This is a genomic window from Leisingera sp., from assembly GCF_982940295.1.
On sequence record NZ_CEYXRG010000006.1, the window covers coordinates 85,241 to 110,108 of the forward strand.

At 64.7% G+C, this 24,868-nt stretch carries 26 protein-coding genes; 13 read left to right on the top strand and 13 right to left on the bottom strand.

What is annotated here, in order from left to right:
* Positions 1 to 130 precede the first annotated feature (130 nt).
* The 6 genes from AC4HIX_RS07685 (at position 131) to AC4HIX_RS07710 (ending at position 5,333) form a co-directional block, all read left to right on the top strand.
* On the top strand, positions 131 to 1,546 hold the full coding sequence (locus tag AC4HIX_RS07685; protein ID WP_490398538.1) for a pyridoxal phosphate-dependent decarboxylase family protein: 1,416 nt from the start codon (positions 131 to 133) through the stop codon (positions 1,544 to 1,546).
* Positions 1,547 to 2,136: 590 nt separating this feature from the next.
* Complete coding sequence (locus tag AC4HIX_RS07690) at positions 2,137 to 2,898, top strand: hypothetical protein (RefSeq protein ID WP_490398539.1); 762 nt, start codon at positions 2,137 to 2,139, stop codon at positions 2,896 to 2,898.
* A gap of 27 nt (positions 2,899 to 2,925) precedes the next feature.
* On the top strand, positions 2,926 to 3,582 hold the full coding sequence (locus tag AC4HIX_RS07695) for a DNA-3-methyladenine glycosylase I (RefSeq protein WP_490398540.1): 657 nt from the start codon (positions 2,926 to 2,928) through the stop codon (positions 3,580 to 3,582).
* Positions 3,583 to 3,600: 18 nt separating this feature from the next.
* Positions 3,601 to 4,281 carry a hypothetical protein gene (locus AC4HIX_RS07700; RefSeq protein ID WP_490398541.1) on the top strand — a complete coding sequence of 227 codons (681 nt, stop codon included), beginning with the start codon at positions 3,601 to 3,603 and terminating at the stop codon, positions 4,279 to 4,281.
* Positions 4,282 to 4,435: 154 nt separating this feature from the next.
* Positions 4,436 to 4,870: a DMT family transporter gene (locus AC4HIX_RS07705; RefSeq protein WP_475051068.1), complete on the top strand. Its 435-nt coding sequence runs from the start codon at positions 4,436 to 4,438 to the stop codon at positions 4,868 to 4,870.
* A 7-nt stretch (positions 4,871 to 4,877) separates the two neighbouring features.
* Positions 4,878 to 5,333 carry a hypothetical protein gene (locus AC4HIX_RS07710; protein WP_490398542.1) on the top strand — a complete coding sequence of 152 codons (456 nt, stop codon included), beginning with the start codon at positions 4,878 to 4,880 and terminating at the stop codon, positions 5,331 to 5,333.
* A gap of 165 nt (positions 5,334 to 5,498) precedes the next feature.
* On the opposite strand, the gene AC4HIX_RS07715 is transcribed toward AC4HIX_RS07710, so the two are convergent.
* From AC4HIX_RS07715 to AC4HIX_RS07745, 7 genes are all read right to left on the bottom strand, one after another.
* Positions 5,499 to 5,840 carry a zinc ribbon domain-containing protein YjdM gene (locus AC4HIX_RS07715; RefSeq protein WP_475051065.1) on the bottom strand — a complete coding sequence of 114 codons (342 nt, stop codon included), beginning with the start codon at positions 5,838 to 5,840 and terminating at the stop codon, positions 5,499 to 5,501.
* Positions 5,841 to 5,918: 78 nt separating this feature from the next.
* On the bottom strand, positions 5,919 to 6,236 hold the full coding sequence (locus tag AC4HIX_RS07720; protein WP_475051063.1) for a bactofilin family protein: 318 nt from the start codon (positions 6,234 to 6,236) through the stop codon (positions 5,919 to 5,921).
* Positions 6,237 to 6,375: 139 nt separating this feature from the next.
* A complete protein-coding gene (locus AC4HIX_RS07725; protein WP_490398543.1) occupies positions 6,376 to 7,020 on the bottom strand; it encodes a hypothetical protein in 645 nt (214 codons plus the stop codon).
* 254 nt (positions 7,021 to 7,274) lie between these two features.
* Complete coding sequence (locus AC4HIX_RS07730; RefSeq protein ID WP_490398544.1) at positions 7,275 to 7,958, bottom strand: ABC transporter ATP-binding protein; 684 nt, start codon at positions 7,956 to 7,958, stop codon at positions 7,275 to 7,277.
* Positions 7,951 to 9,237: a lipoprotein-releasing ABC transporter permease subunit gene (locus tag AC4HIX_RS07735; protein WP_490398545.1), complete on the bottom strand. Its 1,287-nt coding sequence runs from the start codon at positions 9,235 to 9,237 to the stop codon at positions 7,951 to 7,953. Before AC4HIX_RS07735 ends, AC4HIX_RS07730 begins: the two co-directional genes overlap by 8 nt.
* A gap of 182 nt (positions 9,238 to 9,419) precedes the next feature.
* Positions 9,420 to 10,778 (bottom strand): proline--tRNA ligase, encoded by a 1,359-nt coding sequence (gene proS / locus AC4HIX_RS07740; RefSeq protein WP_490398546.1) that lies wholly within the window; start codon positions 10,776 to 10,778, stop codon positions 9,420 to 9,422.
* Between the two features lie 171 nt (positions 10,779 to 10,949).
* The gene (locus AC4HIX_RS07745; protein WP_490398547.1) at positions 10,950 to 12,551 is read right to left on the bottom strand and encodes a BCCT family transporter; all 1,602 of its coding nucleotides are present in this window, start codon (positions 12,549 to 12,551) and stop codon (positions 10,950 to 10,952) included.
* Positions 12,552 to 12,838: 287 nt separating this feature from the next.
* On the opposite strand from AC4HIX_RS07745, the gene AC4HIX_RS07750 reads away from it, so the two are divergent.
* The 5 genes from AC4HIX_RS07750 (at position 12,839) to AC4HIX_RS07770 (ending at position 18,877) form a co-directional block, all read left to right on the top strand.
* Positions 12,839 to 14,203, top strand: coding sequence for an FAD-dependent oxidoreductase (locus AC4HIX_RS07750; protein WP_490398548.1), 1,365 nt, complete (start codon positions 12,839 to 12,841; stop codon positions 14,201 to 14,203).
* On the top strand, positions 14,200 to 15,177 hold the full coding sequence (locus tag AC4HIX_RS07755; protein WP_490398549.1) for an isopenicillin N synthase family dioxygenase: 978 nt from the start codon (positions 14,200 to 14,202) through the stop codon (positions 15,175 to 15,177). Before AC4HIX_RS07750 ends, AC4HIX_RS07755 begins: the two co-directional genes overlap by 4 nt.
* Positions 15,178 to 15,463: 286 nt before the next feature.
* Positions 15,464 to 16,537, top strand: a complete 1,074-nt coding sequence (locus AC4HIX_RS07760) for an AI-2E family transporter (RefSeq protein ID WP_490398635.1) — start codon at positions 15,464 to 15,466, stop codon at positions 16,535 to 16,537.
* A gap of 5 nt (positions 16,538 to 16,542) precedes the next feature.
* The gene (locus AC4HIX_RS07765; RefSeq protein ID WP_490398550.1) at positions 16,543 to 17,250 is read left to right on the top strand and encodes an HdaA/DnaA family protein; all 708 of its coding nucleotides are present in this window, start codon (positions 16,543 to 16,545) and stop codon (positions 17,248 to 17,250) included.
* 52 nt (positions 17,251 to 17,302) lie between these two features.
* Positions 17,303 to 18,877, top strand: coding sequence for a Ppx/GppA family phosphatase (locus AC4HIX_RS07770; RefSeq protein WP_490398551.1), 1,575 nt, complete (start codon positions 17,303 to 17,305; stop codon positions 18,875 to 18,877).
* Between the two features lie 15 nt (positions 18,878 to 18,892).
* Here the strand turns inward: AC4HIX_RS07770 and AC4HIX_RS07775 are convergent, their stop codons facing one another.
* Positions 18,893 to 19,273 carry a hypothetical protein gene (locus AC4HIX_RS07775; protein WP_490398552.1) on the bottom strand — a complete coding sequence of 127 codons (381 nt, stop codon included), beginning with the start codon at positions 19,271 to 19,273 and terminating at the stop codon, positions 18,893 to 18,895.
* A 185-nt stretch (positions 19,274 to 19,458) separates the two neighbouring features.
* Here AC4HIX_RS07775 and AC4HIX_RS07780 point away from each other — a divergent pair, with 185 nt between their 5' ends.
* Complete coding sequence (locus AC4HIX_RS07780) at positions 19,459 to 20,508, top strand: hypothetical protein (protein WP_490398553.1); 1,050 nt, start codon at positions 19,459 to 19,461, stop codon at positions 20,506 to 20,508.
* Between the two features lie 54 nt (positions 20,509 to 20,562).
* On the opposite strand, the gene AC4HIX_RS07785 is transcribed toward AC4HIX_RS07780, so the two are convergent.
* Genes AC4HIX_RS07785 through AC4HIX_RS07800 form a run of 4 tightly spaced genes read right to left on the bottom strand, consistent with a single transcriptional unit; the run spans position 20,563 to position 23,374 of the window.
* Complete coding sequence (locus AC4HIX_RS07785; RefSeq protein ID WP_490398554.1) at positions 20,563 to 21,558, bottom strand: endonuclease/exonuclease/phosphatase family protein; 996 nt, start codon at positions 21,556 to 21,558, stop codon at positions 20,563 to 20,565.
* Positions 21,539 to 22,237 carry a TerB family tellurite resistance protein gene (locus AC4HIX_RS07790; protein ID WP_475051042.1) on the bottom strand — a complete coding sequence of 233 codons (699 nt, stop codon included), beginning with the start codon at positions 22,235 to 22,237 and terminating at the stop codon, positions 21,539 to 21,541. Before AC4HIX_RS07790 ends, AC4HIX_RS07785 begins: the two co-directional genes overlap by 20 nt.
* A gap of 10 nt (positions 22,238 to 22,247) precedes the next feature.
* Complete coding sequence (locus AC4HIX_RS07795) at positions 22,248 to 22,769, bottom strand: GNAT family N-acetyltransferase (RefSeq protein WP_490398555.1); 522 nt, start codon at positions 22,767 to 22,769, stop codon at positions 22,248 to 22,250.
* Positions 22,766 to 23,374 carry a VOC family protein gene (locus AC4HIX_RS07800; protein ID WP_490398556.1) on the bottom strand — a complete coding sequence of 203 codons (609 nt, stop codon included), beginning with the start codon at positions 23,372 to 23,374 and terminating at the stop codon, positions 22,766 to 22,768. The genes AC4HIX_RS07795 and AC4HIX_RS07800 overlap by 4 nt, the downstream gene beginning before the upstream one ends.
* A 172-nt stretch (positions 23,375 to 23,546) precedes the next feature.
* On the opposite strand from AC4HIX_RS07800, the gene AC4HIX_RS07805 reads away from it, so the two are divergent.
* Positions 23,547 to 24,143, top strand: coding sequence for a hypothetical protein (locus tag AC4HIX_RS07805; RefSeq protein WP_490398557.1), 597 nt, complete (start codon positions 23,547 to 23,549; stop codon positions 24,141 to 24,143).
* Here the strand turns inward: AC4HIX_RS07805 and AC4HIX_RS07810 are convergent.
* The gene (locus AC4HIX_RS07810; protein WP_490398558.1) at positions 24,140 to 24,628 is read right to left on the bottom strand and encodes an MAPEG family protein; all 489 of its coding nucleotides are present in this window, start codon (positions 24,626 to 24,628) and stop codon (positions 24,140 to 24,142) included. The two genes, AC4HIX_RS07805 and AC4HIX_RS07810, sit on opposite strands and share 4 nt — an antisense overlap.
* Between the last annotated feature and the right edge of the window lie 240 nt (positions 24,629 to 24,868).

A 24,868-nucleotide genomic window follows, 5' to 3' on the forward strand; every position in this document is an offset into this window, starting at 1 on the left:
CGCTCAAGAAGTGAGTTTCGCATTTTTCGAAAAGCTCATTCGGTAACCCGAGTGCGTCGATATTTTCCGTGCGGCGCAAGGGGCTGCGGGCTACACCTCTGCCAGCTAAGGGCAGAAGGAGGGCGCGCGGGTGGCTGAGAAGGGAATCAAGACGCAGGACTGGGCGGCGTTCCGGGCTGAGGCGCAGCGGATGCTGGACGCCGCGCTCGACCAGATGCAGCAGGCTGCGGAGCGTCCCTGGCAGCCGGTGCCGGACGACATCGATGCGCGCTATGCGGTGACGGCAGAGGCACGAGGGCCGCAAGAGACCGTGAACAGGATCATCCGCGACGTGCTGCCCTATCACGGCGGCAACACCCATCCGCGGTTTTGGGGCTGGGTGCAGGGCTCGGGTCTGGCCTCGGACCTGATCAGCTCTCTGGCGGCGGCGGCCGTCAACGCCAACATGGGCGGGCGCGATCACGGCGCCAACTACATGGAGCGCGCAGTGGTTGACTGGACACGCCGCAAGATGGGGATGCCGGAGGGCGCCAGCGGGCTCCTGGTGACCGGCACCTCGCAGGCGACGGTGATTGCCTTTCAGGCGGCGCGGCTCAGGGTGCTGAAAAACCTGCGCAAGCAGGGCCAAGGCGCTGTGCGGCTGACCGCCTACGCCGGGGACGGCGTCCATAATGCAACGCTGAAGGCGGTGGAGCTTTTGGGCATCGGCTCGGACAACCTGCGCAAGGTGCCGCTGAAGGACGGTCAAATGGACTGCGCTGCTTTGGCGGCGATGGTTGCAAGCGACAAGGCCGCCGGGGAGAAGCCCTTTCTGGTGGTGGGCAATGCCGGCACGGTGGACCTTGGGCTGTTTGACGATCTGAACGCGCTGGCGGATGCCGCGGCGGAGCTGGGCTTGTGGCTGCATGTGGACGGGGCCTTCGGCGCCTGGACGCGGATCGCGGAGCAGCCGTACCGGTCGCTCAGCGACGGGATCGGGCGGGCCGACAGCATTGCGCTGGATTTCCACAAGTGGATGTATGTGGGCTATGACTGCGGCATGGCGCTTTTGCGCAACGAAGACGAGCACCGGGCGGCCTTCGCGGCGCGGCCCGCCTATCTGGAAGGGGCCGAGCGCGGGCTGGCGGGCGGCGAGCCTTGGTTCTGCGACTACGGCATTGATCTCAGCCGCGGCAACCGGGCGCTAAAGGTCTGGACGGCGCTGGAAACATATGGCGAAGCAGCCTTTTCCGAGGCGATCACCGGCAATTGCGAACTGGCGGCGTTTATGGCGGCAGAGGTGGAGGCGCAGCCCTTGATGGCATTGGGGGCGCCGGTGGTGTCGAATGTCTGCGTGTTCACCGCGCGCAGCGATCTGCCGCCGGAGGCGCAGTCGCAGGTGAACGCCCGCATCGCCCAGACCCTGCAGGAAAGCGGCGAGGCGGTATTCTCGACCACCCGGGCAGACGGCAGGGTGATGCTGCGCGCCGCGATCACCAACCACCGAAGCCGCGAGACGGATGTGCGGGCGGCCATCGCTGCAGTGGCGCGGGAAGCGGCAAAATAACGCCCGCTGCGAGTGTGCCGCGGCACAAGGCCCGGGCCTGACCTTGGGACGGCGCGCAGACGCCTGTCCGTTTTGCCGGAGACAAACCTCCAGTCCTTCAGTTCGAAAGGCAGACCGGCGCAGACCAGGCCGCAAGCGGTTCGGTCAAAACGGCTTCCCCGTTGCCTCACGCCGCAAACCACCGCACGCCCCGCTTGCCGCGCCTTAACCCGGCTCTGCCATACTCACCTGCGTCGCGACACATGGTGCGGTCTGACACCCCGCACCGCCAGGAGATACGGAACCCCCAAGACCACCTCCTTCATTGGGTGCAGGGGTTTTCCGCAGATGAGAGCTTTCGAGCGGACATGGGGGCTTGCGACCCCCTGCCCGGCCCTCCGCCCTCTGGCGGCGCCGCCTCCTCTACCCCGGCCGCTGACCACCGGCCGCACGAGACAAAGGGCACCCGCCCCGCACAGCCAGCCGCCCCGGACGGAGACACCCTCCCGCCGGGCCGCAGCCCTGCGCGGTGACAGCTTCGTGAGGGCGGTTGCCTGAAACCCCTGCCTCTTCCTATGGTTAGGCCATCACACCCAGCCAGGAGACCGGGCATGGCCTTCATCGCGGACAACCAGCTGCCCCTGCTCCTCATGTTCTTCTTCGCAGGGCTGATCGGCACCGCCTTCCTGTTCCGCAAACCCGCAGGCCACCGCGCCTGGAAACTGGCGGACCTCGTGTGGGTGGTCCTCGGCGGCTTCGGCGCGCTGGTCGCCGTCATCTCCGGCATTTACGCCGCCGACAGCTCCAAGCTCGAACGCCAGATCGACATCGCCTATGCCGCAACGGCGGCCTTCGACCGCGACGCCGCCCGCTTCCGCCTGCGCTTCTGCGACCCGGCCTATGACGCCGACATCGCCGTCCTGTGCGAAAAGGTCGAATTCCTCTCCGCCTCCACCGCGGGCAACGCCGAGCTGCCCTTGTTCATCGCAGTGACGGATGAGGTCGCGCCCCTGCAGGGTCTCAGCTTCCTGTTCGGCGGCCGCGGCGCAGCAGACGGAATGAAAGAAATGGAAGCCCAGGCCAGCGCCTTCGATCCCGAGGCGTTCCTGGTCTTCACCTCGCTCGACGCCCCGGCCCAGGAAGCCGTGGACAACATGCGCCGCAAGGTGCCCGCCATCGCCGGCGATTACCTGATCATCGCCCGCGCCTATGACGACCTGATCGCCCATGTGTCCAAGCTCAAGGAGGAGTGGGAATACCTGCAGGACAATGCCCATATCCTGGTCCTGCAGATCATCGCCCTCTGCCTCGTAAGCTTCGCCGCCCCCTTCCGTCTCGGCAAATCCATTGTCGAGCTGCGCCAGCGCCGCTAACCTGACCTGACGCCACAGGACCCTGCCATGCGCACATTCGACGAGATCTACGCCATTTCCGCAGACCGCCACGGCGGTGCTGCGGCGCTGGAGGAGAAACTCACCAGACCCGACCCCAAGGTGACGGAACTGCCCGAGGACCGCTGGCTCTCGACCATGACCAAATGCATCTTCCAGGCAGGCTTCAACTGGAAAGTGATCGAGGCGAAATGGGACGGGTTCGAGGAGGTCTTCCACGGCTTCGACCCGGGCCCCTGCGCCTTCATGGCCGAGGACGAGTTCGACCGGATCCTCAGCGACACCCGCGTCGTGCGCAATGGCGCCAAGCTCGCCACCGTCCGCCACAACGCCGCCTTCCTGATGGAGCTGCGCGACGAGGGCGGCGCGGGCCAAGTGCTGGGCGGCTGGCCCTCCACCGATTACATCGGGCTGCTGGACATGCTCAAGAAACGCGGCGCCCGCCTCGGCGGAAACACCGGCCAGTACGCCATGCGCTTTGCCGGCAGCGACAGTTTCATCCTCAGTCAGGACGTCACCGCCCGCCTGATCGCCGAAGGCATCATAGACAAACCCGCCACCTCCAAGACTGCGCTGAAGGCGGTGCAAGCCGCGTTCAACGGCTGGATGGAGCAATCGGGACGCTCGCTCACCGAAATCAGCCGCGTGCTGGCGATGAGCTGCTGACGCAAGGGCCCTGTGCAGATGATCCGCCTGCTGCTCCTCGCTTTCCTGATCCTCACCGCCTGCGGCCGCCCGCTGACGCAGACCGAACGCGCCTATCTGGACGGGCTGCACGGCACCAGCCTGAACGCGGACAGGATCCGCATCGTCAAGGGGGCCCCGGTCGGCGCGGTCACTTTCCGCCGGATGCCGCGCCCGCGCGTCACCTGCCGCGAACGCATCCTGCCGCCGGTCAAGGATGAGATCGTCACCTCCTCCCCGGCCGCGGTGGCGCTGTTCAACAGGATCTTCTTCACCCGCGACTGGTACCTGGAAAACTACCTGCCGGAGTACCCGGACCGGCTGCACCTGGTGGAGGCGATGCTGCTGGCGCATGAGATCACCCATGCCTGGCAATGGCAGAACCGCAAGCGCACCGGCTATTCGCCGCTGCGGGCGGCGGTGGAGCATGGACAAAGCCGCGACCCCTATCTGTTCGATTTGCAGGGAGAGCCCGATTTCCTGACCTACGGATTTGAGCAGCAAGGCGCCATCATGGAGGAATACGTCTGCTGCCGCGCCCTGGCCCCGCAGGCGCCCCGCACCCGGCGGCTGCACAAGATGCTGGCCGCCGCCATGCCGGTGAGCCCGCTGCCGCAAAGCCGCGAAAGCGATGTCTACCTGCCGTGGAACGGTGCAGAGCTGGACGGCATCTGCGACTGACCCGCCGTTTCCCGCCGCGGAAAACAGCCATAGAAAGTCTATTTTTTATGGCCGGAATTCGCGCCGGATTCCGGCACTAGGCCGCAACGTAGCGCTTGTGCTGCCTAGGGATTTCCGTTCACAAAACCGCAGAGACACCTGCAGGAGCCGCGACATGACCCAATACGCCCTCATCATGCTGGCCGCCGGCCTCGGCATCCCGGTGCTGGCGGCGCTGAATGCAGCTTTGGGAAAACTTATCGGCTCCCCCGCATCCGCTGCCGTGGTGCTGTTCCTGATCGCGCTGGTTGCAACAGTTCTTTATGCGCTGATTGCAGGCCCGCAGGCGTTGGCCAAGATCCCGGCGGCGCCCAAGCATCTGTTTCTGGCTGGGGTTCTGGTGGCCTTTTACGTCCTGTCGATCACCCATGTGGCGCCGCATTTCGGGGTGGGGAATGCGGTGTTCTTCGTGCTGATCGGCCAGCTGATCTCTGCCGCAGCCATCGACCACTTCGGCCTGTTCGGCGCCCAGATCAGCCCGCTGACGCTCACCCGCGCCGCCGGAATTTCGGTCATGGCTCTGGGGGTCTGGATCACCCAGATGGCGTGAGGGAAACGTGGCCAAACGCCTGCTAACCTACATTGCAGCATTCTTGGCTGGCTTCCTGACATGGCTGGGCTTCGCAGCTGTTGAGGCTATCAACCCGTTTCTTCCTTGGCAGTATCCTGTTCTAGCACTGTTTACCGGCATGTCCTTTCCGGGCGGCGCGTCACCCGCACTGCACTATCTGAACCATGTGGCCGAAACCTGGTTCCCCTTCCTCGCTGCCTTTTTGACCGCCTATTCTTTGACCAAAAAGAGAGCCAGATTTCGAGGTGCGCTGGTCCTCTATACCTGCTTTCTTTCGTGGTCCTATTGCATGGTAATGCTGGACAGCGCAGGCGTTCCCCTGCCTGTAATTTTCTGGACCGGTTTTTCCGGAACCTTTGCAGGCGGAGCTGTACTCTATTTGCGCTTAGTCGACCGTTCACCAGGGGCAGGCTCGCCGGGGCAGATCCCCCGACAGGAATGAAAAACCACCTGCCGCCGTCCTCAGTCCGCTGCACGGCGGTATCCGTCGCCGGTGCAAACTAACACGAGTCATTTCGCTGGCAGCCGGAAAAAATGGCGCCAGCACGCCTCGGATGTGTCGCCCCTTCAGCATTAGCCTGCGGCTTCAGGGGCAACAGAACACGGCCTAACCCGCCACCTTCTTCACAAACTGGGATTTCAGCCCGATCGGCCCCACCCCCGGCACCTTGCAGTCGATGTCGTGATCGCCATCCACCAGACGGATGCCGCGAACCTTGGTTCCGACCTTGATGACGGAGGATGTCCCCTTGAGCTTCAGGTCCTTGATCACCGTCACAGTGTCCCCGTCGCTCAGCAGATTGCCGACACTGTCACGGACTTCCGCGGCGGTGTCCGCAGCCTCCCCTGCCGCCCATTCATGGGCGCACTCAGGGCAGATCAGCAGGGCGTCCACCTGATATGTATAGGCAGAGGCGCATTCGGGGCACGGCGGCAATGTGTCAGTCATGCCCCGCTCGTAGCCGACAAGGCGCAGGGAGGCCAGCAGGAATTGCCTGCCCTGCACCGTGCCGCTGCACCAGCGGCCTCAGCTCTTGCCGCTGACCTTGATGTTGCCTTCAACCTGGGCACCGCTTTCGGTCGACATGCTTTGCGCCGAGACGTCGGCCCGCACCCTCGAGCTGGCCGCCAGCCGCAGGTCGTCGCACTCGATCTTGCCGCTGTAGGCGCCTTCCACGGTGACCGACTTCGCACTCAGCGCGCCATCGACGGTGCCGCCTTCCAGCACTGTCACCGCCTGCGCCGAGACATCGCCGACCACCCGGCCGCGGACCTCGACGCTGCCTTTGCTGGAGGTGACATTGCCTTCGACCGTCACATCTTTCTCGATTACCGAATTCACCACGTCTCAGCCCTTTCTGCGCATCCCCGGACAGCCTAGCCCGCCCGGCCGGAATTTAACAGCTGATAGCAAACCACCGCCCGGCCTCCAAAGCCGCCTGGCCCCGGCAGGCAAGGTTCCGCCGCCCCGCCCTTCTGCCGGGCTACTCCACCTGGGGAAACGGCGCGGGCAGCGGCGCGGCGCTGTACTGGAACAGCGACCCCCAGAACCCGCCCGGACTGGGCTGCCAGGGCGCCGTGTTCATATCCAGCGCCACACAGGCAGATGACCGCGTGGCCGGGTTTTCCTTGGCCCGCTCACAGCGCTCCGGCGTGGTGTGGCAGGCTACCAGAAAGTTCTGCGCCCCCTTCCTGCCGCTGTCCTCCTGGTAGCAATAGCGGATCGCTTCCTCCTGCAGCTGCGCGCGGGCCTGCTCGACCAGCTGCTGGTTTCCGGCCACCGTCTTGCTGGCCGCCTCCAGCGCCACGGCGGCGTCCTGCTGCACCAGCTCGGCCTCGCGCTCCAGATCCCCGGGTCCGCCCCCGGCGGCCTGCAGCGCCTGGGTCAGCCGCGCGTTCACCTTCTGCGCCTCCGCCAGCGCCGTCTGCAGCTCCGCCACGGTGGCGTCATATTCGACCAGCTTGGATTTCCATTTGAAGCCGGCAAAGCTGCCCTCCTCAAACCCCGCGCTGACCAGAATGCCGTTCAGCTTCTGCGGAAACAGCAGGAACACCGCAAACAGCGCAATCACCGAAGCATCGCGCAACAGCACCACCAGATCCTTCAGGACCGAGACCGTCTTCTGCATCTGAAACCACCGTCACTGGAGAACGTACCAAGCACCAGAGTGGACCAGTGCCGTTGATCAGGTCAAATGGCGGAGAACAGCCGGGCGAGCGCCTGCCCGCGGGGCGGCGCCGTGACGCTGATGCAAGGCAGTTTATCCCTGCCAAATCCGTACGAGTTGTAAGAAGATCACTGCCCCCGCAAAAGCGCCAGCCCGTGCGGGCAGGCAGGCGCTCGCCCGGCGGCGCTGCGCGCCTTGTTCCAGCCGGCAGGCACCTACACCGGCACCAGCAGCCCGTTCTCCAGCTTGACCTGCCGGTCCATCCGCGCTGCCAGCTCCAGGTTGTGGGTGGCAATCAGCGCCGACAACCCCGTGCCGCGCACCAGCTCCATCAGCGCCGCAAACACCTGGTCCGAGGTGCCGGGATCGAGGTTCCCGGTCGGCTCATCCGCCAGCAGAACCCGCGGCGCGTTGGCCAGCGCCCGGCAAAAGGCCACCCGCTGCTGCTCGCCCCCCGACAGCGCCGCCGGGCGGTGATCGGCGCGGCCCGCAAGGCCGACGGTGCCCAGCAGCTCCGCCGCCCGCGCCACCGCGGATTTCTGCGAAGCGCCATTGGCCAGCTGCGGCAGCACGATGTTTTCCAGCGCCGAAAACTCCGGCAGCAGGTGGTGGAACTGGTAGACAAAGCCCACCTCCTGACGGCGCACACGGGTGCGGCGGCGGTCGCCCTTGCGGGTCACATCCTCTCCGGCCACCCGAACCTCGCCCGCGTCCGGCGTGTCCAATAGCCCCGCGATATGCAAGAGCGTCGACTTGCCCGCGCCGGAGGGTGCCACCAGCGCCACGACCTCACCGGCCTGCATGGCCAGATCGGCGCCGCGCAGCACATCGACCTGCCCCGGCGTGCCTTTCAGATAGGATTTGGCGATCCCCTTCAGCTCCAGCGTGATCTCACTCATAGCGCAGCGCCTCCACCGGGTTGAGCCGCGCCGCGCGGCGGGCCGGGAAAATGGTCACAAAGAACGACAGCCCCAGCGACAGCGCGGTGGCCGACACCACATCCGCCAGCCGCAGCTCCGCAGGCAGCGCATAGATGCCGCGGATCGAAGGGTCCCAGACGCCGCCGCCCATGATGTAGTTCACAAAGGAGAAGATCGGATCGATATAAAGCGCAAACAGGCAGCCCAGCACCACGCCGCAGATGGTGCCGATGACGCCGGTGAAGGCGCCGCAGATGAAGAACACTCGCATCACCGAGCCTTCGCTGAGGCCGATGGTGCGCAGGATACCGATGTCGCGGCCCTTGTTCTTGACCAGCATGATCAGGCCCGAGACGATGTTCATCGCCGCGATCAGCACCAGGATCGACAGGATAATGAACATCACGTTGTCCTCGACCTCCAGCGCCCGCAGGAAGCCGCCGGAGGCATCGCGCCAGGTCCAGACGCCTGCAGTGCCGCCCGCCGCCTGCTGGATAGCCAGCGCCATAGCGTCAACATTTTCGGGGTCTTCCACCATCACCTCGATCTCATCCGCCACGCCCTCGCGGTTGAAGAACGCTTGCGCCTCGGCAAAGGGCAGGTAGACCCGGGTGCGGTCAATGTCCCAGCGGCCCGCAGTGAACACATAGACCACCTCATAGGCATTCACCCTCGGACTGGTGCCAAAGGCGGTTTTGACGCCATTGGGGGAGATCAGCTTGATCTTGTCGCCCACGCTCACCCCAAGCTCCCGCGCCACGCCAGAGCCAATGGCGATCCCCTCTTCAAAGCGCGACAGATCCCCTATGGCCTCTTCGCTTTGGGCGACACCCGGAATGCCCTGAATATCCGCGGCGGAGATGCCATAGACCTCGACCCCCGCATTGCGCTGTCGCAGGTTCGCCATCACCTGCCCCTTGACCAGCGGCGCTGCGCGGGTGACGCCCGGCACGGCGGCCACGGTCTCTGCCAGCGCCTCGTAATCCTTCAGCGAGCGGTCCAGCACACCCGCTTCGTTCACCTCGCCATAGGAATAGACAGTGACATGGGCGTTGGCGCCCAGGATGGTGCCGACAAATTCCGACCGGAAGCCGGAGCGCACCGCCAGCGTGGCAATCAGCGCAAACACCGCCAGGGTGATGCCGATCAGGCTGATCCAGGTCATCACGCTGACCCCGCCCTCGGCCTTGCGGGCGCGAAGGTAGCGCCAGGCGATGATCCATTCGAAACGGGAAAACGGCGGTGGTGTCGTGGCCATAGAGGGGTCCTGCCCGGGAAATTTGCCTGCAACCTGTGCTGCATAACGCGCGGGGTCAAGGTGCGGTTGCATATCCGCCGGTAATCCGCCTGCTGCGGGCCGCGGGCCGCGCCGCGAGCCGCAAAAAAGAGGAGCGTTGCCGCTCCCCTTTCCAAAATCGTTCAGGCGGTTCCCCGCGCTGCTCAGAACCCGCGGCCGGTGCGGTGTTTCTCGTAGACGGCAACCACCTTCTTCACCGCCTCTTCCGGGCTCAGTTCCTCGCTCTCGCCGGTGCGGCGCGAGGTCAGCTCCACCACGCCGTTCTTCAGGCCGCGCGGGCCGACGGTGATGCGCCAGGGCAGACCGATCAGGTCCATGGTGGCAAACTTGCCGCCCGCACGCTCGTTGCGGTCATCATAGAGCGGATCCAGCCCGGCTGCGGTCAGCGCCGCATACAGCTGATTGCAGGCTGCATCGGCTTCGTCATCGCCCTGCTTGAGGTTGACGATACCGCAGTGAAACGGGGTCACGCCCTCGGGCCAGATGATGCCCTTGTCGTCATGGCTGGCCTCGATGATCGCGCCCAGGAGACGCGACACGCCAATGCCGTGCGAGCCCATGTGAACCGGCACGTTCTGGCCATCCGCGGTTTGCACGGTGGCGCCCAGCGCTTCGGAATACTTGGTGCCGAAGTAGAAGATCTGACCGACTTCGATGCCGCGGGCAAAACGGCGGCGCTCTTCGGGAACCTGCTCCTGGAACACCACCTCGTCGTGGGTCTCGTCGGTGCGGGCGTATTTGGAGGTGAATTCCTCCAGCACACCCTGGCACTGCTCGACGCTGTCATAATCAATGTCGCGGTCGCCGAAGGTAAGGTCGGTCACGGCGCTGTCATAGAACACCTCGGACTCACCGGTTTCGGCCAGTACCAGGAATTCATGGGTGTAGTCGCCGCCGATCGGCCCCCCGTCCGCGCGCATCGGGATCGCCTGCAGGCCCATGCGTTCGTAGGTGCGCAGGTAGCTTACCAGGTGGCGGTTGTAGGCGTGCAGCGCGTCTTCCTTGGAAAGATCGAAGTTGTAGCCGTCCTTCATGTAGAACTCACGCCCCCGCATCACGCCAAAGCGCGGGCGGATCTCGTCGCGGAACTTCCACTGCACCTGGTACATGGTCAGCGGCAGGTCCTTGTAGGAGCTGACATGGGCGCGGAAGATGTCGGTGATCATCTCCTCGTTGGTGGGGCCGAACAGCATGTCGCGGTCGTGGCGGTCCTTGATGCGCAGCATTTCCTGGCCGTAATCGTCATAGCGGCCCGACTCGCGCCACAGGTCGGCGGGCTGCATGGTGGCCATCAGCATCGGGATGTGGCCCGCGCGGATCTGCTCGTCATGGACGATGCTTTCGATCTTCTTCAGCACCTTGAAGCCGAGCGGCAGCCAGGAATAGATCCCGGCGGAGGATTGCTTGATCATCCCGGCGCGCAGCATCAGCCGGTGGCTGACGATCTGGGCTTCCGAGGGGTTCTCTTTCAGAACCGGCAGAAAATAGCGGGACAGGCGCATCTTGGCTCCATCGGTGATGTGGGTTCGAGTTCCCGCCCGGTTTAGTGGGTGATGGGGATGCGGGCAAGTGGGGAGGTTGGCTTGCCGCTGCCGCTGCGCGCCAGCTCCCGAAAACGAAAACCGCGGGCGCCGGAACGCCCGCGGCAATTTCAAACGGTCCTCTGCGGCGACTTACATCTTCGCCCGCTCAGCCCGCAGCGCCAGCCACAGGCAGTAGCACATCGTCAGCACCACCAGCGTGAACGGGATGCCGGTGGAGACCGCCGCGCCCTGCAGCGCCGACAAGCCGCCGCCGAGCAGGAGCGCGATGGCCACCAGACCCTCCAGCGTGCACCAGAACACCCGCTGGATCACCGGGGCGTCCATCTTGCCGCCTGCGGTGATGGTGTCGATCACCAGCGAGCCGGAGTCCGATGACGTCACGAAGAAGATCACGATCAGCACCAGCGAGACCGGCGCCACGATTGAGTACAAAGGCAGCTCCTTCAGGAAGCCGAACAGCGCGCCCTCGGGCTTGTAGCTGTCGATCACCGTGGCCTTGACGCCCTCGGCGCCGCCGGCGTTCAGCATGTCGATGGCGCCGCCGCCAAAGGTCGACATCCACAGCGCGCACACCGCTGTAGGCGCGATCAGCGCGCACAGCACGAATTCGCGCACCGTGCGGCCCTTGGAGATGCGGGCGATGAACATGCCGACAAAGGGCGACCAGGCAATCCACCAGGCCCAGTAGAAGGTGGTCCAGCCGTGGAAGTAGCTGGTGTCCTCGCGCCCGAACGGGTTTGAAAGCGCCGGCAGCAGCTGAACATAGTCCACCATCACGCTGAAATAGCGCGCAATCGCGGTGCCGATGCCGGTCACAAGGATCACAAAGATGAACAGGCAGACCGCCATCACCATGTTGATTTCCGACAGCCGTTTCACGCCCGCATCCATGCCCAGCAGAACCGAGCCCAGCGCGATCGCAGTGATGCCGATGATCAGCAGCACGACAACCGTCGGAGTCGGCTCGATCCCGAACACCTCATAAAGGCCGGCCGCGACCTGCTGCGCGCCAAGGCCCAGCGAGGTGGTCAGGCCGAACAGGGTGGCAAACACTGCCAGCGTGTCGATGGCGTGGCCCCACCAGCCCCAGACCCGTTCGCCCAGCAGCGGATAAAACGCCGAGCGCAGGGTCAGCGGCAGGTCGAGGTTGTAGCAGAAGATCGCCAGCGACAGGCCAACCGCGGCGTAGACCGCCCAGCCCTCCAGGCCCCAGTGGTGAATGGTGCCGACAATGCCGATGTATTCATTTCCCGGCTCATTGATGTCGATCCCCAAGGGCCGTGCGGCTCCGCCTTCGGAGAAGTTGTAGTAGACAGGCTCAAGCACGCCGAAGAACAGCAAGCCGATGCCGATGCCGGCCGCGAACATCATCGCAATCCACCCGGCATAGGAATAGTCCGGCTTGGCATCCTTGCCGCCGATCCGGACAGAGCCGACAGGCAGGACGATCAGGGCCAGGCAGAACAGGGTTATGGCATCCACCGACAAAACCAGGAACCAGTCGAAGGTGCTTGTCAGCCACGGCCGCAGCCAGCCGAAGAAGGCCGCTGCCGCCTCCTGGTTGGCAAGCGCGATCAGCACGAAAGCGGCAATCAGGATACTGGAAATCAGGAAGACAGGATTGTGGATATCCAAGCCAAGCGGCCGGATGTTGTCTTGTCCCAGCTCATACTCAGTCTCGAAGTCCCAGACTCTTGGGTCGGGATCGAGCATTTTCTTTGTCTCTGGCATGTTTCCTCCCTAAAACTCGCTAAAAGCCCGCCAAGTGTCGCATTAAACGCGAAAATCTCCTAATTTGCGTGTCTTCCCGCTGTTTTGCGGGGGCTGGCTGCGGAAGTTTCCAGCGCTGCAACCTGCCGGAACCCGGCAAAGACCCCGCTATTTGCGGTATTTGCAGACTCCTGTCGTTTTTGCGGCATCGGGGCGCAAAAGAACTTGAATCGTCATTCAAGATTCGAAAGTGTTAGCGGAAACGCCCCGGACACACCGGGGCGCACTGAGTCCGTGGGGAGAGAGACGTGACCAAAACCATCCATGAGCCGGCGCGGGAGATCCCGGTCATCCATGAAACAGACGTGCTGGTCGTGGGCTCCGGCCCCGGCGGGCTGGCGGCGGCGCTGGCAGCGGCGCGGGCGGGGGTGGAGGTCACCCTGCTGGACCGGTTCGGCTGCTTTGGCGGCAATATCACCACCGTGGGTGTCGAGGGCTTTGCCTGGTACCGGCACGAGGAAACAGTGGAGGCCGGCGGCATCGGCTGGGAGTTCGAGGAGCGCGCCAAGGCGATGGGCGCGGCGGTGCCGGAGAGCCAGTCGCTCAGCTATGAGCTGGACAGCGAGGGCTTCAAGCTGGTCGCCGACAAGCTGGTCGAGGAGGCCGGCATCCACCCGATGCTGCACCGGGTGTTCGTGGCCCCGATCCGCGAGGGCAGCCGCATCACCGGCGTCATCGTGGAATCCAAGGCAGGCCGCGAGGCTATCCTGGCGAAACGGGTGATCGACGCCACCGGCGATGCTGACATTGCCCATATGATGGGGGCGCCTTGCGTGAAAACCCCGGTGGAGCAGATGCAGGCCGCCAGCGTGATGTTCCACATCGCGGGTGTCGACAAGCAGAAGTTCATGGAGGGCGTGAAGGCCGATCCGCAGACCTATGCCAACTGGTCCACGGGCGAATGGCAGGTGGAGACCTCGGGCAAGGAGGATGAGATGTTCTCCCCCTTCCTGGCCAAGCCGTTCTCCCAGGCCATCCGCGACGGGGTGATCCCGGCGCATCTGAATACCATCGGCGGCACCTGGGGCGCGGTGCATGACTCAGGTGAGATGACCTATATGAACCTGGTGCATCTGGCGGGCATCGACGGCACCGACCCCGACAGCATGACCAAGGGAGAGATCGAGGGGCGCAAGCAGGCGATGCATGCCATTGATGCGCTGCGCGCCTACACCCCGGGCTGCGAGGGCGCACGGCTGCGCAACTTCGGCATGACCATCGGCATCCGCGACACCCGCAAGATCGACGCGCATCACAACATCACCGAGGATGAGACCCGCAACCAGGGCCGGTTTGAGGACACCATCGGCATCTATCCGGAGTTCATCGACGGCTACGGCGTGCTGATCCTGCCGACCACCGGGCGCTATATGCAAATCCCCTACCGGTCGATGCTGCCCAAGGGCGTTCAGGGCCTGCTGGTCACCGGCCGTGCCATAGGCGGTGACAAGATCGCCCATGCCGCCACCCGCAACATGGCCTGCTGCGCTGTTGCGGGACAAGGCGCAGGGGTTGCCGCGGCGCTGTCGGTGAAATCGGGCTGCGAATTCGACGCGGTGGACATCACCGCGGCACAGGCCGAACTGAAACGCCAGGGGGTGCGGATCCATTGACGCAAGCCATCCCGACCATCGACATCACACCGCTGCGGGAGGCCGGCCATCCGCAGCGGCAGCAAACCGTCGAAGCCATTCTGGCGGCGGCTGAGGATATCGGCTTCCTGTCGATCACCGGGACCGGCCTGGCGCAGGAAACGGTGGAGGCGGTGCGGGACGCGGTGCGCGCGATCTTTGCCGTGGATGAGAAATCCAAATGGGATCAGGCAATTACGCGGGAGAATTACCGCGGCTATATCCCGATGGGCTTCTTCACGCCGAACGACGGCTCGGGCACAGCGGACAAATACGAGGGCTACAAGCTGCACCATGAGGTGGCGGCGGATGATCCCATCCGCGCCGCCTGCCCGCTTTACGGCCCCAACCGCTGGCCCGCTGAAGTTCCCGAGGCGCGGCAGGTGATCCTCGGCTACTGGGCGGAGCTGGACGGCGTGTTCCACCTGCTGCTGGGCGCCCTGGCAGAGGGGCTAGGGCTGGACCCGGCGGCGTTTCAGGAGCCTTTCAATAATCCCCTCACCAACATGTCGCTGCTGCACTACCCGCCGCAAGCGCCGGAGGAGGACGGCTTTGGCATCCACCCGCATAAGGACACCGACGCGCTGACCATCATCGCACCGGACCCGGTCGGCGGGCTGGAAGTGCAGACCCGCGACGGCGGCTGGATCACACCGGACTGCCCGCCCGGCGGTTTTGTGGTCAATATTGGCGACATGCTGGAGCTGTGGTCCGGCGGGCGGCTGGTCTCCACCCCGCACCGGGTGGTGAACAAGACCGGGCGGGAGCGCTACTCCTTCCCCTATTTCGCGGTGCCGCGCCATGACGTGGTGGTCGCGCCGCTGCTGCCGCCGATCAAAGGCTTTGACCGCCCCGCGGTGCATTGCGGCCACTGGTCGGCAGAGATCTGGCGCACCAACTGGCCGGATGAGGACGCAGGCGAAGACACCCCGGAGCTGGGCACCCTTCACAGCTAACCGCCCGCCCGGCCGGCAGGCCGGGCAGCGCCCGACCCTCCCCCACGGGGAGGGCGCTGCCCTATGTGCTTTGCTGCTGATCGTACCGGATCAACAGGCAGATCCTCGGCCCAGGCGGCGCCCCGCTCCAGAAGGAGAACATTTCCTTAACTTGCCCCCGGCCTTTTCCGCCTTATCCCCGCCTTGCCCACAGGGGAATCGCCCGCGCCCCTTGCAAGCCCCTGCCCCTTCAGGAAAGACTGGCGGCAAGATCCTGATGCAACGGACCAAGGACGGCACGCGGACCATGGCGCTTTCAGCAAAACAGCAGTTCAGATACTGGGGCATCGCCGCCATTGCCTTTGCGGTCGTCATGTGGGCGCTTGGCAATGTGCTGATGCCCTTCGTGCTGGGCGCCGCCATCGCCTATCTGATCGACCCGCTTGCCGACCGGCTGGAGGCCTGGGGCATGAGCCGTACCGGCGCCACCGCCACCATCACCGTGGGCGCGCTGCTGATCTTCCTCTTGCTGCTGGTGCTGGTGCTGCCGACACTGATTTCGCAGATGATCGACCTGGCGCAGGTGCTGCCGCAGCTGCTGCGCGATGCCCGCGCCTTTGCCGCCGAGCATTTCCCCTCCCTGTTCGAGGAAAACAGCCGCATTCACCAGGCGGTGACCTCCTTTGTGCAGACGCTGCAGTCGCGGGCTATGGAAGTGGTGCAGTCAGTGCTGGGCGGCGCGGCTTCCTTCTTTAACATCGTGATCCTGCTGGTGATCGTGCCGGTGGTGGCGGTCTATCTGCTGCTCGACTGGGACCGAATGGTTGCCCGCATTGACGAGCTCTTGCCGCGCGACCACCAGCCGGTGATCCGCCGTTTGGCCAGTGAAATCGACGCGGCGCTGGCGTCCTTTATCCGCGGCATGGGCACCGTCTGCCTGATCCTTGGCACCTACTATGCCGTCGCGCTGATGCTGGTGGGGCTGAACTTCGGCCTCGCCGTCGGCTTCATCGCCGGGCTGATCACCTTCATCCCCTATCTTGGCGCACTCATTGGCGGCGCGCTGGCGATCGGGCTCGCGCTGTTCCAGTTCTGGGGCGACTGGGTCTCGATCGGGCTGGTGGCGCTGATCTTTGCCATCGGCCAGGTGGTCGAAGGCAACTTCCTGACGCCCAAGCTGGTGGGCGACTCGGTCGGGCTGCACCCGGTCTGGCTCTTGCTGGCGCTGTCGGTCTTCGGCGCCCTGTTCGGCTTTGTCGGGATGCTGGTCGCGGTGCCCGTCGCCGCCGCGCTGGGGGTGGTCGCCCGCTTTGTGACGGAGCGGTACCTGGACAGCCGCCTGTATCAGGGCCAGGGCCACCGGGACGCGGGATCGGAATAAACCAGATGGCACAGCAGCTGAGCTTTGATCTCCCGGCGAAACCTGCGCTGGGGCGGGATGATTTCTTTGTGGCCCCCTCCAACGCGATGGCGGTGGCGCTGCTCGATCCCGGCTTTGCCTGGCCCAGCGGCAAGCTGGTGCTGACCGGGCCCAAGGGCTCTGGCAAGACCCATCTGGCGCATGTCTGGGCCAGCCAGACCGGGGCGCGCATCATCCCCGCAGCCAAGCTGACGGCAGAGGCGGTGCCGGAGCTGGCGCACGGCCCCATCGCGGTGGAGGACGTGCCGCAGATCGCCGGCGATACAGAACGGCAGAACGCCCTGTTCCACCTGCACAACCTGGTGCTGGCGCAGGGGCATTCGCTGGTGATGACCGGCCAGGGCGCGCCGAACCTGTGGGGGCTGACCCTGCCCGACCTGCAAAGCCGGGTGCAGGCCGCCACCCATGCCGAGCTTCAGCCGCCGGACGACCAGCTGTTGGCGGTGGTGCTGGCCAAGCTGTTCAACGACCGCCAGATCACCCCCAAACCGGATGTGATTCCCTATCTGGTGGCGCATATGAACCGCTCCTTTGCTGCGGCGGCGCAGATCGTTCGGCGGCTGGACCACCTGTCGCTGGCCGAAAAACGCAGCCTGTCCCGCCCCCTGGCGGTGCGGGCGCTGTCGGAGATCCGCGAAGAGGCAACGGAAAATGACGCATCCGCAAGCGGTTGACCCCTGCCCGCCCATGCACCATCCTGACCGCGGATTGCAAGACGGAGCCCTCATGAACGTCACCCAGGACCCCGCCGACGCCAGTACCGATTGGGGCCCCTTCGGGCGTCCGATCTTTCACGATCCCGGAGCCCGGGCGCTGTCCCGGGTGGGGGTGGTCGATGTCGGCTCCAACTCGGTCCGCCTGGTGGTGTTCGACGGCGCCGCCCGCAGCCCGGCCTATTTCTACAACGAAAAAATCATGTGCGCGCTTGGCGCGGGCCTGTCGGAATCGGGCCGCCTGAACCCCGAGGGCCGCGCCCGCGCCCTGTCGGCGCTGCACCGGTTCCAGTACCTGGCCAAGGGCATGGGTCTGCCGCCCTTGTCCGCCGTGGCGACCGCCGCGGTGCGCGATGCCGAGGACGGGCCGGAGTTCTGCGAGGAGGTGCTGCGCCAGACCGGCCTCAAGATCCACGTCATTGACGGGCGCGAAGAGGCGCGGCTGTCGGCGCAGGGCGTGCTCTTGGGCTGGCCCGGCGCCTATGGGCTGGTCTGCGATATCGGCGGCTCCTCGATGGAGCTGGCGGAGATCCAGGAAAACACCGTGGGCCGCCGGGTGACCTCGCCGCTGGGGCCGCTCAAGCTGCGCGACGTCAAGGGCGGGCGCAAGGGCCGCAAGGAATACATCAAGACTGTCATCGAGCAGCTGAAGGAAGAGATGGGCACCCAGCGCGACCGGCTGTTCCTGGTCGGCGGCAGCTGGCGCGCCATTGCCCGCATCGACATGCACCGGCGCGGCTATCCGCTGAAGGTGCTGCATGAATACCGGATGTCGGCCAAGGACGTGCGCGAGACCGCCCGCTATATCGAAACCCGCGATCTGGACAAGCTGCGCGACGCCTGCGGGGTCTCCTCCAGCCGGATGTCGCTGGTGCCTTATGCCATCGACGTGCTGACCCGGCTGATCAAGACCTTCAAGCCCAAGGACATCGCGGTGTCCAGCTATGGTATCCGCGAGGGGCTGTTGTACGAACAGATGCCGCAGCGGCTGCGCGCCCGCGATCCGCTGATCGAGGCCTCCCGCTTTGCTGAGATGAAGGACGCCCGCGTCCCCGGCTTCGGCAAGACGCTGTATGATTTCGTGAGCCCCATTTTCAGCGGCGCCCGGCACAGCAAGCGGCGGCTGGTCAAGGCGGCGTGCCTGCTGCATGACGTCAGCTGGCGCGCCCATCCCGACTACCGCGCCGAGGTGTGTTTCGACAATGCGACCCGCGCCAACCTGGGCGGGCTCAAGCATTCGGAGCGGGTGTTCCTGGGGCTGGCGCTGCTGCACCGCTACAGCAACAAGCGGCGCGGCAGCAGTTTCGAATACCTCTATCATCTGCTGGACGAGAAGGGGCAGCACGAGGCCGAGGTTCTGGGCAAGGCGATGCGCTTCGGGGCCATGCTGATGGTCACCGGCAACGGTAATATCGGCTCCTTGCGCTGGCAGCCGCGCAAGCGGGTGCTGCATGTGGAGCTGCCGGATGCGGCGCGGCCGCTTTACGGCGAAGTGGCCGAAGCCCGGCTGAACTCTCTGGGCAAGGCGCTGGATGCGGAGGTGCAGCTGACCTTCAAAAAGCCGGCCCCGCCGCCGGAGACGGAATAACCCAGGCGGAGGGCGTCAGATCTCGGTCACGCCTTCCTCTTCGGCGGTTTCCTTGTCCGCGGGCGCGTTGTCCTTGGGCTTTTTGCGGATGATGATATCGCCGTTGGGCAGGATCTCGGGCATCTCATAGACGCTCCAATCCTCCACCTCCTTGGCGATTTCCGCCAGCGCGGGTCCCATCTCAGCCAGGAACGCGCCCATCGCCGGGCCGATCTCCTCCATCATGCCCTGCAGGTCTTCCAGTGCCGGCGCCATCTCCTGGCGCAGGCCCTCCCAGAACAGCTCCACCCCGCGCTCCATCAGCGAGGGGCCGCTGTCCTCCCCTTCCGCCTCCTGGGCGGCAAGCGGGCTGGAGATGAGGGCAATCAGGGCGGCGGGCAGAAGGATCTGTTTCATGGGGCTAATATAGGGGCACCCGCGCTGCGCGAACAGTGGGGGTGGAAAATGGTGCCGGGCCGGGTGTGTCTTCGGCCCGTAAACACTCAGAGCACTTTGCCGCTGGCACAACCTTATAGATATTAAGCCACAACAAATTAGTGTAATCTGGCTTGGTATGTTAATTTGTACAAGGAGACCACTTCATGCGCTCCCTTTGGGTTTCCCTATTAACTTTGTTCCTCGCCGTTTCCCCTGCTGCGGTTCACGCAAGTGAACTAGCCGAGGCACTGACAAAGCTTCGGGCGTCCTTCGCGCGCACGGCTTTTTCGCATTTCAAGGCCATGCCTCTGCACCTCCGGTACGATGTGGAAGTTGGTGAAGTCATCCGCATCCAGGATGAACAGCGGCTGTTTGAAAGCGCCAAATGCTACCCGGGACTTGAGATTGAAGAAGACACCACAACGGAATCCGTATCCGTTTCGCTGTCGCGGAAATCGGCGGTTGCCTTGGGTCTTGGGGGAAGCGCAAGCGTCTACGGCATCCCCGCTTCCGCCGAGGCTCAGTTCAACAGGAATGTTCGCAGAAGCGTCCAGTCGGTACTGGTGAGAACGTCCCTGGCTTACCCGATGGCCGGTGCAATCGAATTGGTGTCCCCTACAGGGGACAGTCCTGACTGCGAGGCGCTTTTTCCGCCTGCCAGTATTCCGATGGGCCCCGGACTGCTGGTGTCGTCTGTCTTCACCGGCAAACTGATCACGCAGCAGGCAATCGACAGCGACATTGCAGCCGGGATTGAGGCCAGCGCCAAGCTGACACCCAGAGGGCTGCCGGTGGAAGTTACTGGCGATGTGGATGCGAGCACCAGCACAACATCCGTCATCGCCCATCTGCGCCCGGAAGGCACTATCGCTGTGCAGTCCGCCTTTATCAGCCGCCGCGCCCTGATGGACTATTATGCGCTGGCTCAGAATAATCTGGAGACCTGGGCGGAACTGGAAGCACTGATCGAAAGCTATATTTCGGGCGAAGAGCCTGGACTGCTGGCAGACGTTAAAAAAGAAATCTGGTCGCTATGGGAAAGACTCGACCAGCCTGAAGAGAGCCTCACCCAGTACAGGGAACGGCTATTTGCGTCAGAAGATGCAGATTTTGTGGAGAAGGCCGCAGACTTGGATGTTCCTGAAGAAGCCTGGGATCGTATCGGAGACGTTGCGGCGGCTGAAGTGATCGTCACGACAACCATCGCCGAATAAGCATTTTATGGCGGCGGCATGGCCGGGGGTTACGGCCCGTCCGGGTCCCCGCCATCACTCCAGCGCGATATCCAGCGTCACCGGGAAGTGGTCGGAAGCCTTGAGCAGCGCGTCGCGCAGGTCCTCGTCGGCGTAGCATTCCGCATCGTCGAACGGGTGCCAGATCCGCCACTGCGGGCTAAACCTCATCAGGCTGTGCGAGATCATCACATAGTCCAGCAGCGCCGGGAAATAGCGTTTGGTGTCAGGGTTGTAAAACCGCGAGGTGCTGGGCAGCGAGGTGGCGCGCGGCTGCAGCAGGGATTGCGCGTTGGGGTCGTTCAGCAGATCGCCCAGGACGATCTCGATCGAGGACTGGCCGAAGTGCTTTTCGTAGTCGTCGGCGCCGGGGCCGTCGTTCAGGTCGCCCAGAACGATCACATGCTCGCCCGCGGCCACATGCTCCGCCACCCGCCGGTGCAGCCAGTTCGCCTGCGCCAGCTGCTTGCGCTGGTTGGCGACCGACAGCGTGGTGATCTCCTCCGGCCCGTTGGCCCCATGCGGCGCCTTGGACTTCAGATGCGCCCCGATCATCCGCAGCGCGGTGCCGCCACGGGTGGTGACAGCCAGCTCCAGCGGCGGCTTGGAGAACTCAACCGTGTCCCGCTGGTCATCCACGTCGAGGTCGATCTCGAACACGCCGTTGAACTGCGGCGCGGCGGCGCTTGCGCGCGCGTCATGCACCGCGTCCAGCATGTCCGGGTCATAGAGCAGCGCAATTTCCTGGTGAGTGTCGTTGGCAAAACCGCTGACCGCCTCGCGCGCGCGCAGGCCCGCCTCTGCGGCAAAGGCCTCCAGCGCGCGGGTGGTCCGTTGGGTGCGGCCCGTGTTGGGCGCCTCGATCACCATGACGGCATCGGCGTCCAGCCGGCGCAGCACATGGGCAATCGCCCGGCCCTGGGTGTAGCGGTCAACCCCGTGGACACCGGACGGCTTGCCGTCCAGCATCAGCCGGTCGTTCTTGTCGAACAGGTAGGCGAACCACTCGATATTATACGTGGCCAGCCGCATTGCCGCCGCACCCGCTGATCTCATCCCAGGCGCGGTTGATGTCGATCATCCGCTTTTCCGCCAGCCGCACCGCTTCCTCCGGCACCCCGCGGGCGATCATCGCGTCCGGATGGGTGTCGCGCACCAGCTTGCGCCAGTGCTTGCGGATGTCTTCCTTGCTCATCTCCGGGGAGACCCCCAGCACCGTATAGGGGTCCTTGGGCGCATCCGGCACGAACCGCGCCCGCAGCGCCTGGAACTGCTGCGGGCTCTGGCCGAAGATGCGGCTCACCTCTTCCAGGAATTCGTTCTCGCCGGGGTGATAGAAACCGTCCGCCATGGCGATGTGAAACAGCCCCTCCATCAGGTCGCACAGGGTGGTCGGATCGTCGGCGAACATCTTCTGGATGCGGCGGGCATATTCCTGGTAGCCGGCCACGTCGGTGCGGGCCATGTTAAAGACCCGCGCGGCGCCGGTCTCATCATCCTGGGCGATCTGGAACACCTCGCGGAAGGCGGTGACCTCGTCGCGCGTGACCTGCCCGTCCGCCTTGGCCATCTTGGCACCAAGCGCGATGACGGCAATGGCAAAGGCCACTGTGCGTTCGGGCGGCGCGCGCAGGCGGTCGAACACCTCCGCCAGGCCTTCGCCTGCAGCAAGCGCGGCCAGCGCGTCGGATATGCGGGTCCAAAGTGACATGGGGCTCAGCCTATCCGGGATTGGTGGCACTGTCAGGGGCGGGAATGCCCGGCGTCAGGATTTTCTGCATAAAAACAGTGTCCAGCCAGAGGCCATTCTTGCAGCCGAGCTCCGGCATCCGGGCGGTTTCCTGATAGCCCAAGGCGGCATGAAAGGCGATGGCTGCGGGGTTGGCGCTGCTGACGCTGGCGATCAGAACGTGGATCTGCGCCTCTCTCGCCTTGCCTTCCAGCGCCTGCATCAAGGCCCGGCCAGCCCCCTTGCCTTGCGCGGCCGGCAGCAGATGCACGGTATGTTCCGCCGTGAACCGGTAGCCGGGGCCGGAGCGGAACGGGAAGAAATACGCATGGCCCAGGACCCGGCCGTCCTGCTCCGCCACCAGATAGGTGCCGTTGCTGGCGGCGATCTGCTGGTGCACCTGGTCCGGTGTCTTCTCGACGGTGTTGAAGGTCGCCAGCGTGTCGCGGATCACCCAGTTGGCGATGGCGCAGACGGCTTCGGCATCCGCGGGAGTTGCGGGGCGGATGATCATCTGAGCTGCCTCTTTCCATGCGGGGTCTCGAACTCCGCCATCATTGCGGGCGCCCCCTGCTCCACCTTGATGCGCGGGTCGTCAAGGATCCGGTTCAGCGCCGCCTGCAAATCTGCGGCCTCCGGGTGGCTGAGGATGAGCCTGGTCAGGCGGCAGCCCGATTGCGGCAGCTTGGCGGCGGGCGGGTCGGCCTGCCATTGCAGGGCCGCAGGAAACAGGTTGTCATAGGGCAGCAGGCCGTCCACGGGCACCGTCATCAGCCAGCGCAAGTCTCCGCGCTGCATCGCCACGTGGCGCTGCGCATGGGGCGGCAGCAGCGATTTCTCTGCTTCGAGGTCTTCGGCGCGCAGGATCCAGTTGCTGAGCCGTGCGGGGCCGTTGAGGCGGTCGAGGTTGAACCAGCGCGGCCGTTCCTGCGGCTGGGTATCCGGGTCGATGGCAATGGCCTCCAGATAGAGCCCGTCCTCCAGCCCGATCAGCCGGTTATGGGTGCCATAGCGGGCATGAGAGCCGCCGGGGCCGAGGGTGATGCCCAGGGCTTGCTCCACATGCGCGACGGCGTCTTCCAGCGTTTCGCCGGCCACCGCCAAGTGATCAAGTATCATGCACGCCCTCCCTTTTGCGCGAGAGACTAGCGGCGCTGCGGCGGGGCGCAAGGCGGGAATTTTTGCTGGCCGCGATGGCTGCGGCTTCCAATTGGCCAAGGTCACGGCCTAGTGTGCAGCCTATCACTAAGCGGATGTTGAAATGAGCAGGCCGACCCCACCCCAGGACGCTGTGATCTATAAGACCAGCGGCGGGCTGGAATTCTGGATGGATTACGAGGAATCCGGCTGCCCGCTGGTGGCCCCTGCTATTCGTACGAGAGACCCGGAAATCAGCATCATATTCGTTCCGGCAACTGCCGACCACGATGACGCCTATTTGATGCGTTACTATGGTACATCAATGGTCTTCTCCAATCCCGCTCCTTCACTCCACAGGCATTGCGATGTTCATGACAGAATGCGGGAAGAAAACCCGGATGTTGATTATGCCATCAGATGGATCGGCAGAGATGCAAAATGGATTGAGCACACCGGTGAAGGGGATGAGCGTATCCACACCATTCCGTCTGCGCGTAAATTCAGGAGCTGGCAGGAACAGGAAGAAATGACACGGTTGTTTTGCGACCTCATGGCTTGGAGCGGTTGGGGGCCATACCCGATGTACAAAGGCGGTTTCCCACTAAATGCCGGCTCAACGTGGAAGAAGATCAACAAAAGGGTTGTTGGTTTTGACCACAAGCTGAAGGCGCGCCTGGCTGCGGGTGAATTTGTTCAGCGGTCAATAATCGCCAGACTAGTTGATCTCTTTAAAAGAGGTTCGGCTTAAACCCAGACCGCCAGTGCCCAAATCCCTGAAATCACCGTCGGGTAAAACGTCCCGGCAAACCCCAGCCCCCGCAAGGGCGGCGACAGGTTGTAGCCGGCCCAGAACAGCACCCGCATGACGGCAAAGGACAGGCCAAGGGCAATCGCCACGGCGCCGCCCAGGGTGACGGCAACGAAGGGCCAGACGGCGAGCGCCAGCACCAGCTGCTCGATGCTGTTGGTCAGCACCCGCTGGTCGATCTCGGCCGGGGAGCCGGGGGCGAAGGGCTCTCCGTCGATGATGGCATCGTCGAAGAACCGCCGCTGCGCCAGGCGGCCAATGATCAGCGCAAGGACCAGACCGGGCGGAAGGAAGGCGCCGGGCAAGGCGATGGGCGCCGGGATATACGGCAGGCCCAGCCATTGCGGGAGGCCGGTGACCAGCACGCCCCAGAGCGCGCCCAGGGCCATGCCGGTGAGGATTTGAGGGCGTTTGGAGTGCTGCATGGCGCCACTCAACCACCGGTTTGGCGGTTTGCCAAGGCGCAGCACGGCCGCTGCGGCGGAAAGCTGCGGCCAGCGGAATCAGATACGGGGAACCAGGCGCTCCCGCCCGCCGCTGGCTGTGCCAAGGGCACATCCGCGCCGGTTGGGCGTGGCATCGCGCGCCTTGCGGCGCGCGATGCCGGCAGCCAGCCTGAAAGGCTGGCTGCCATGCCCAAAGCCGCCAAGGGGTTTGCCCGAAGG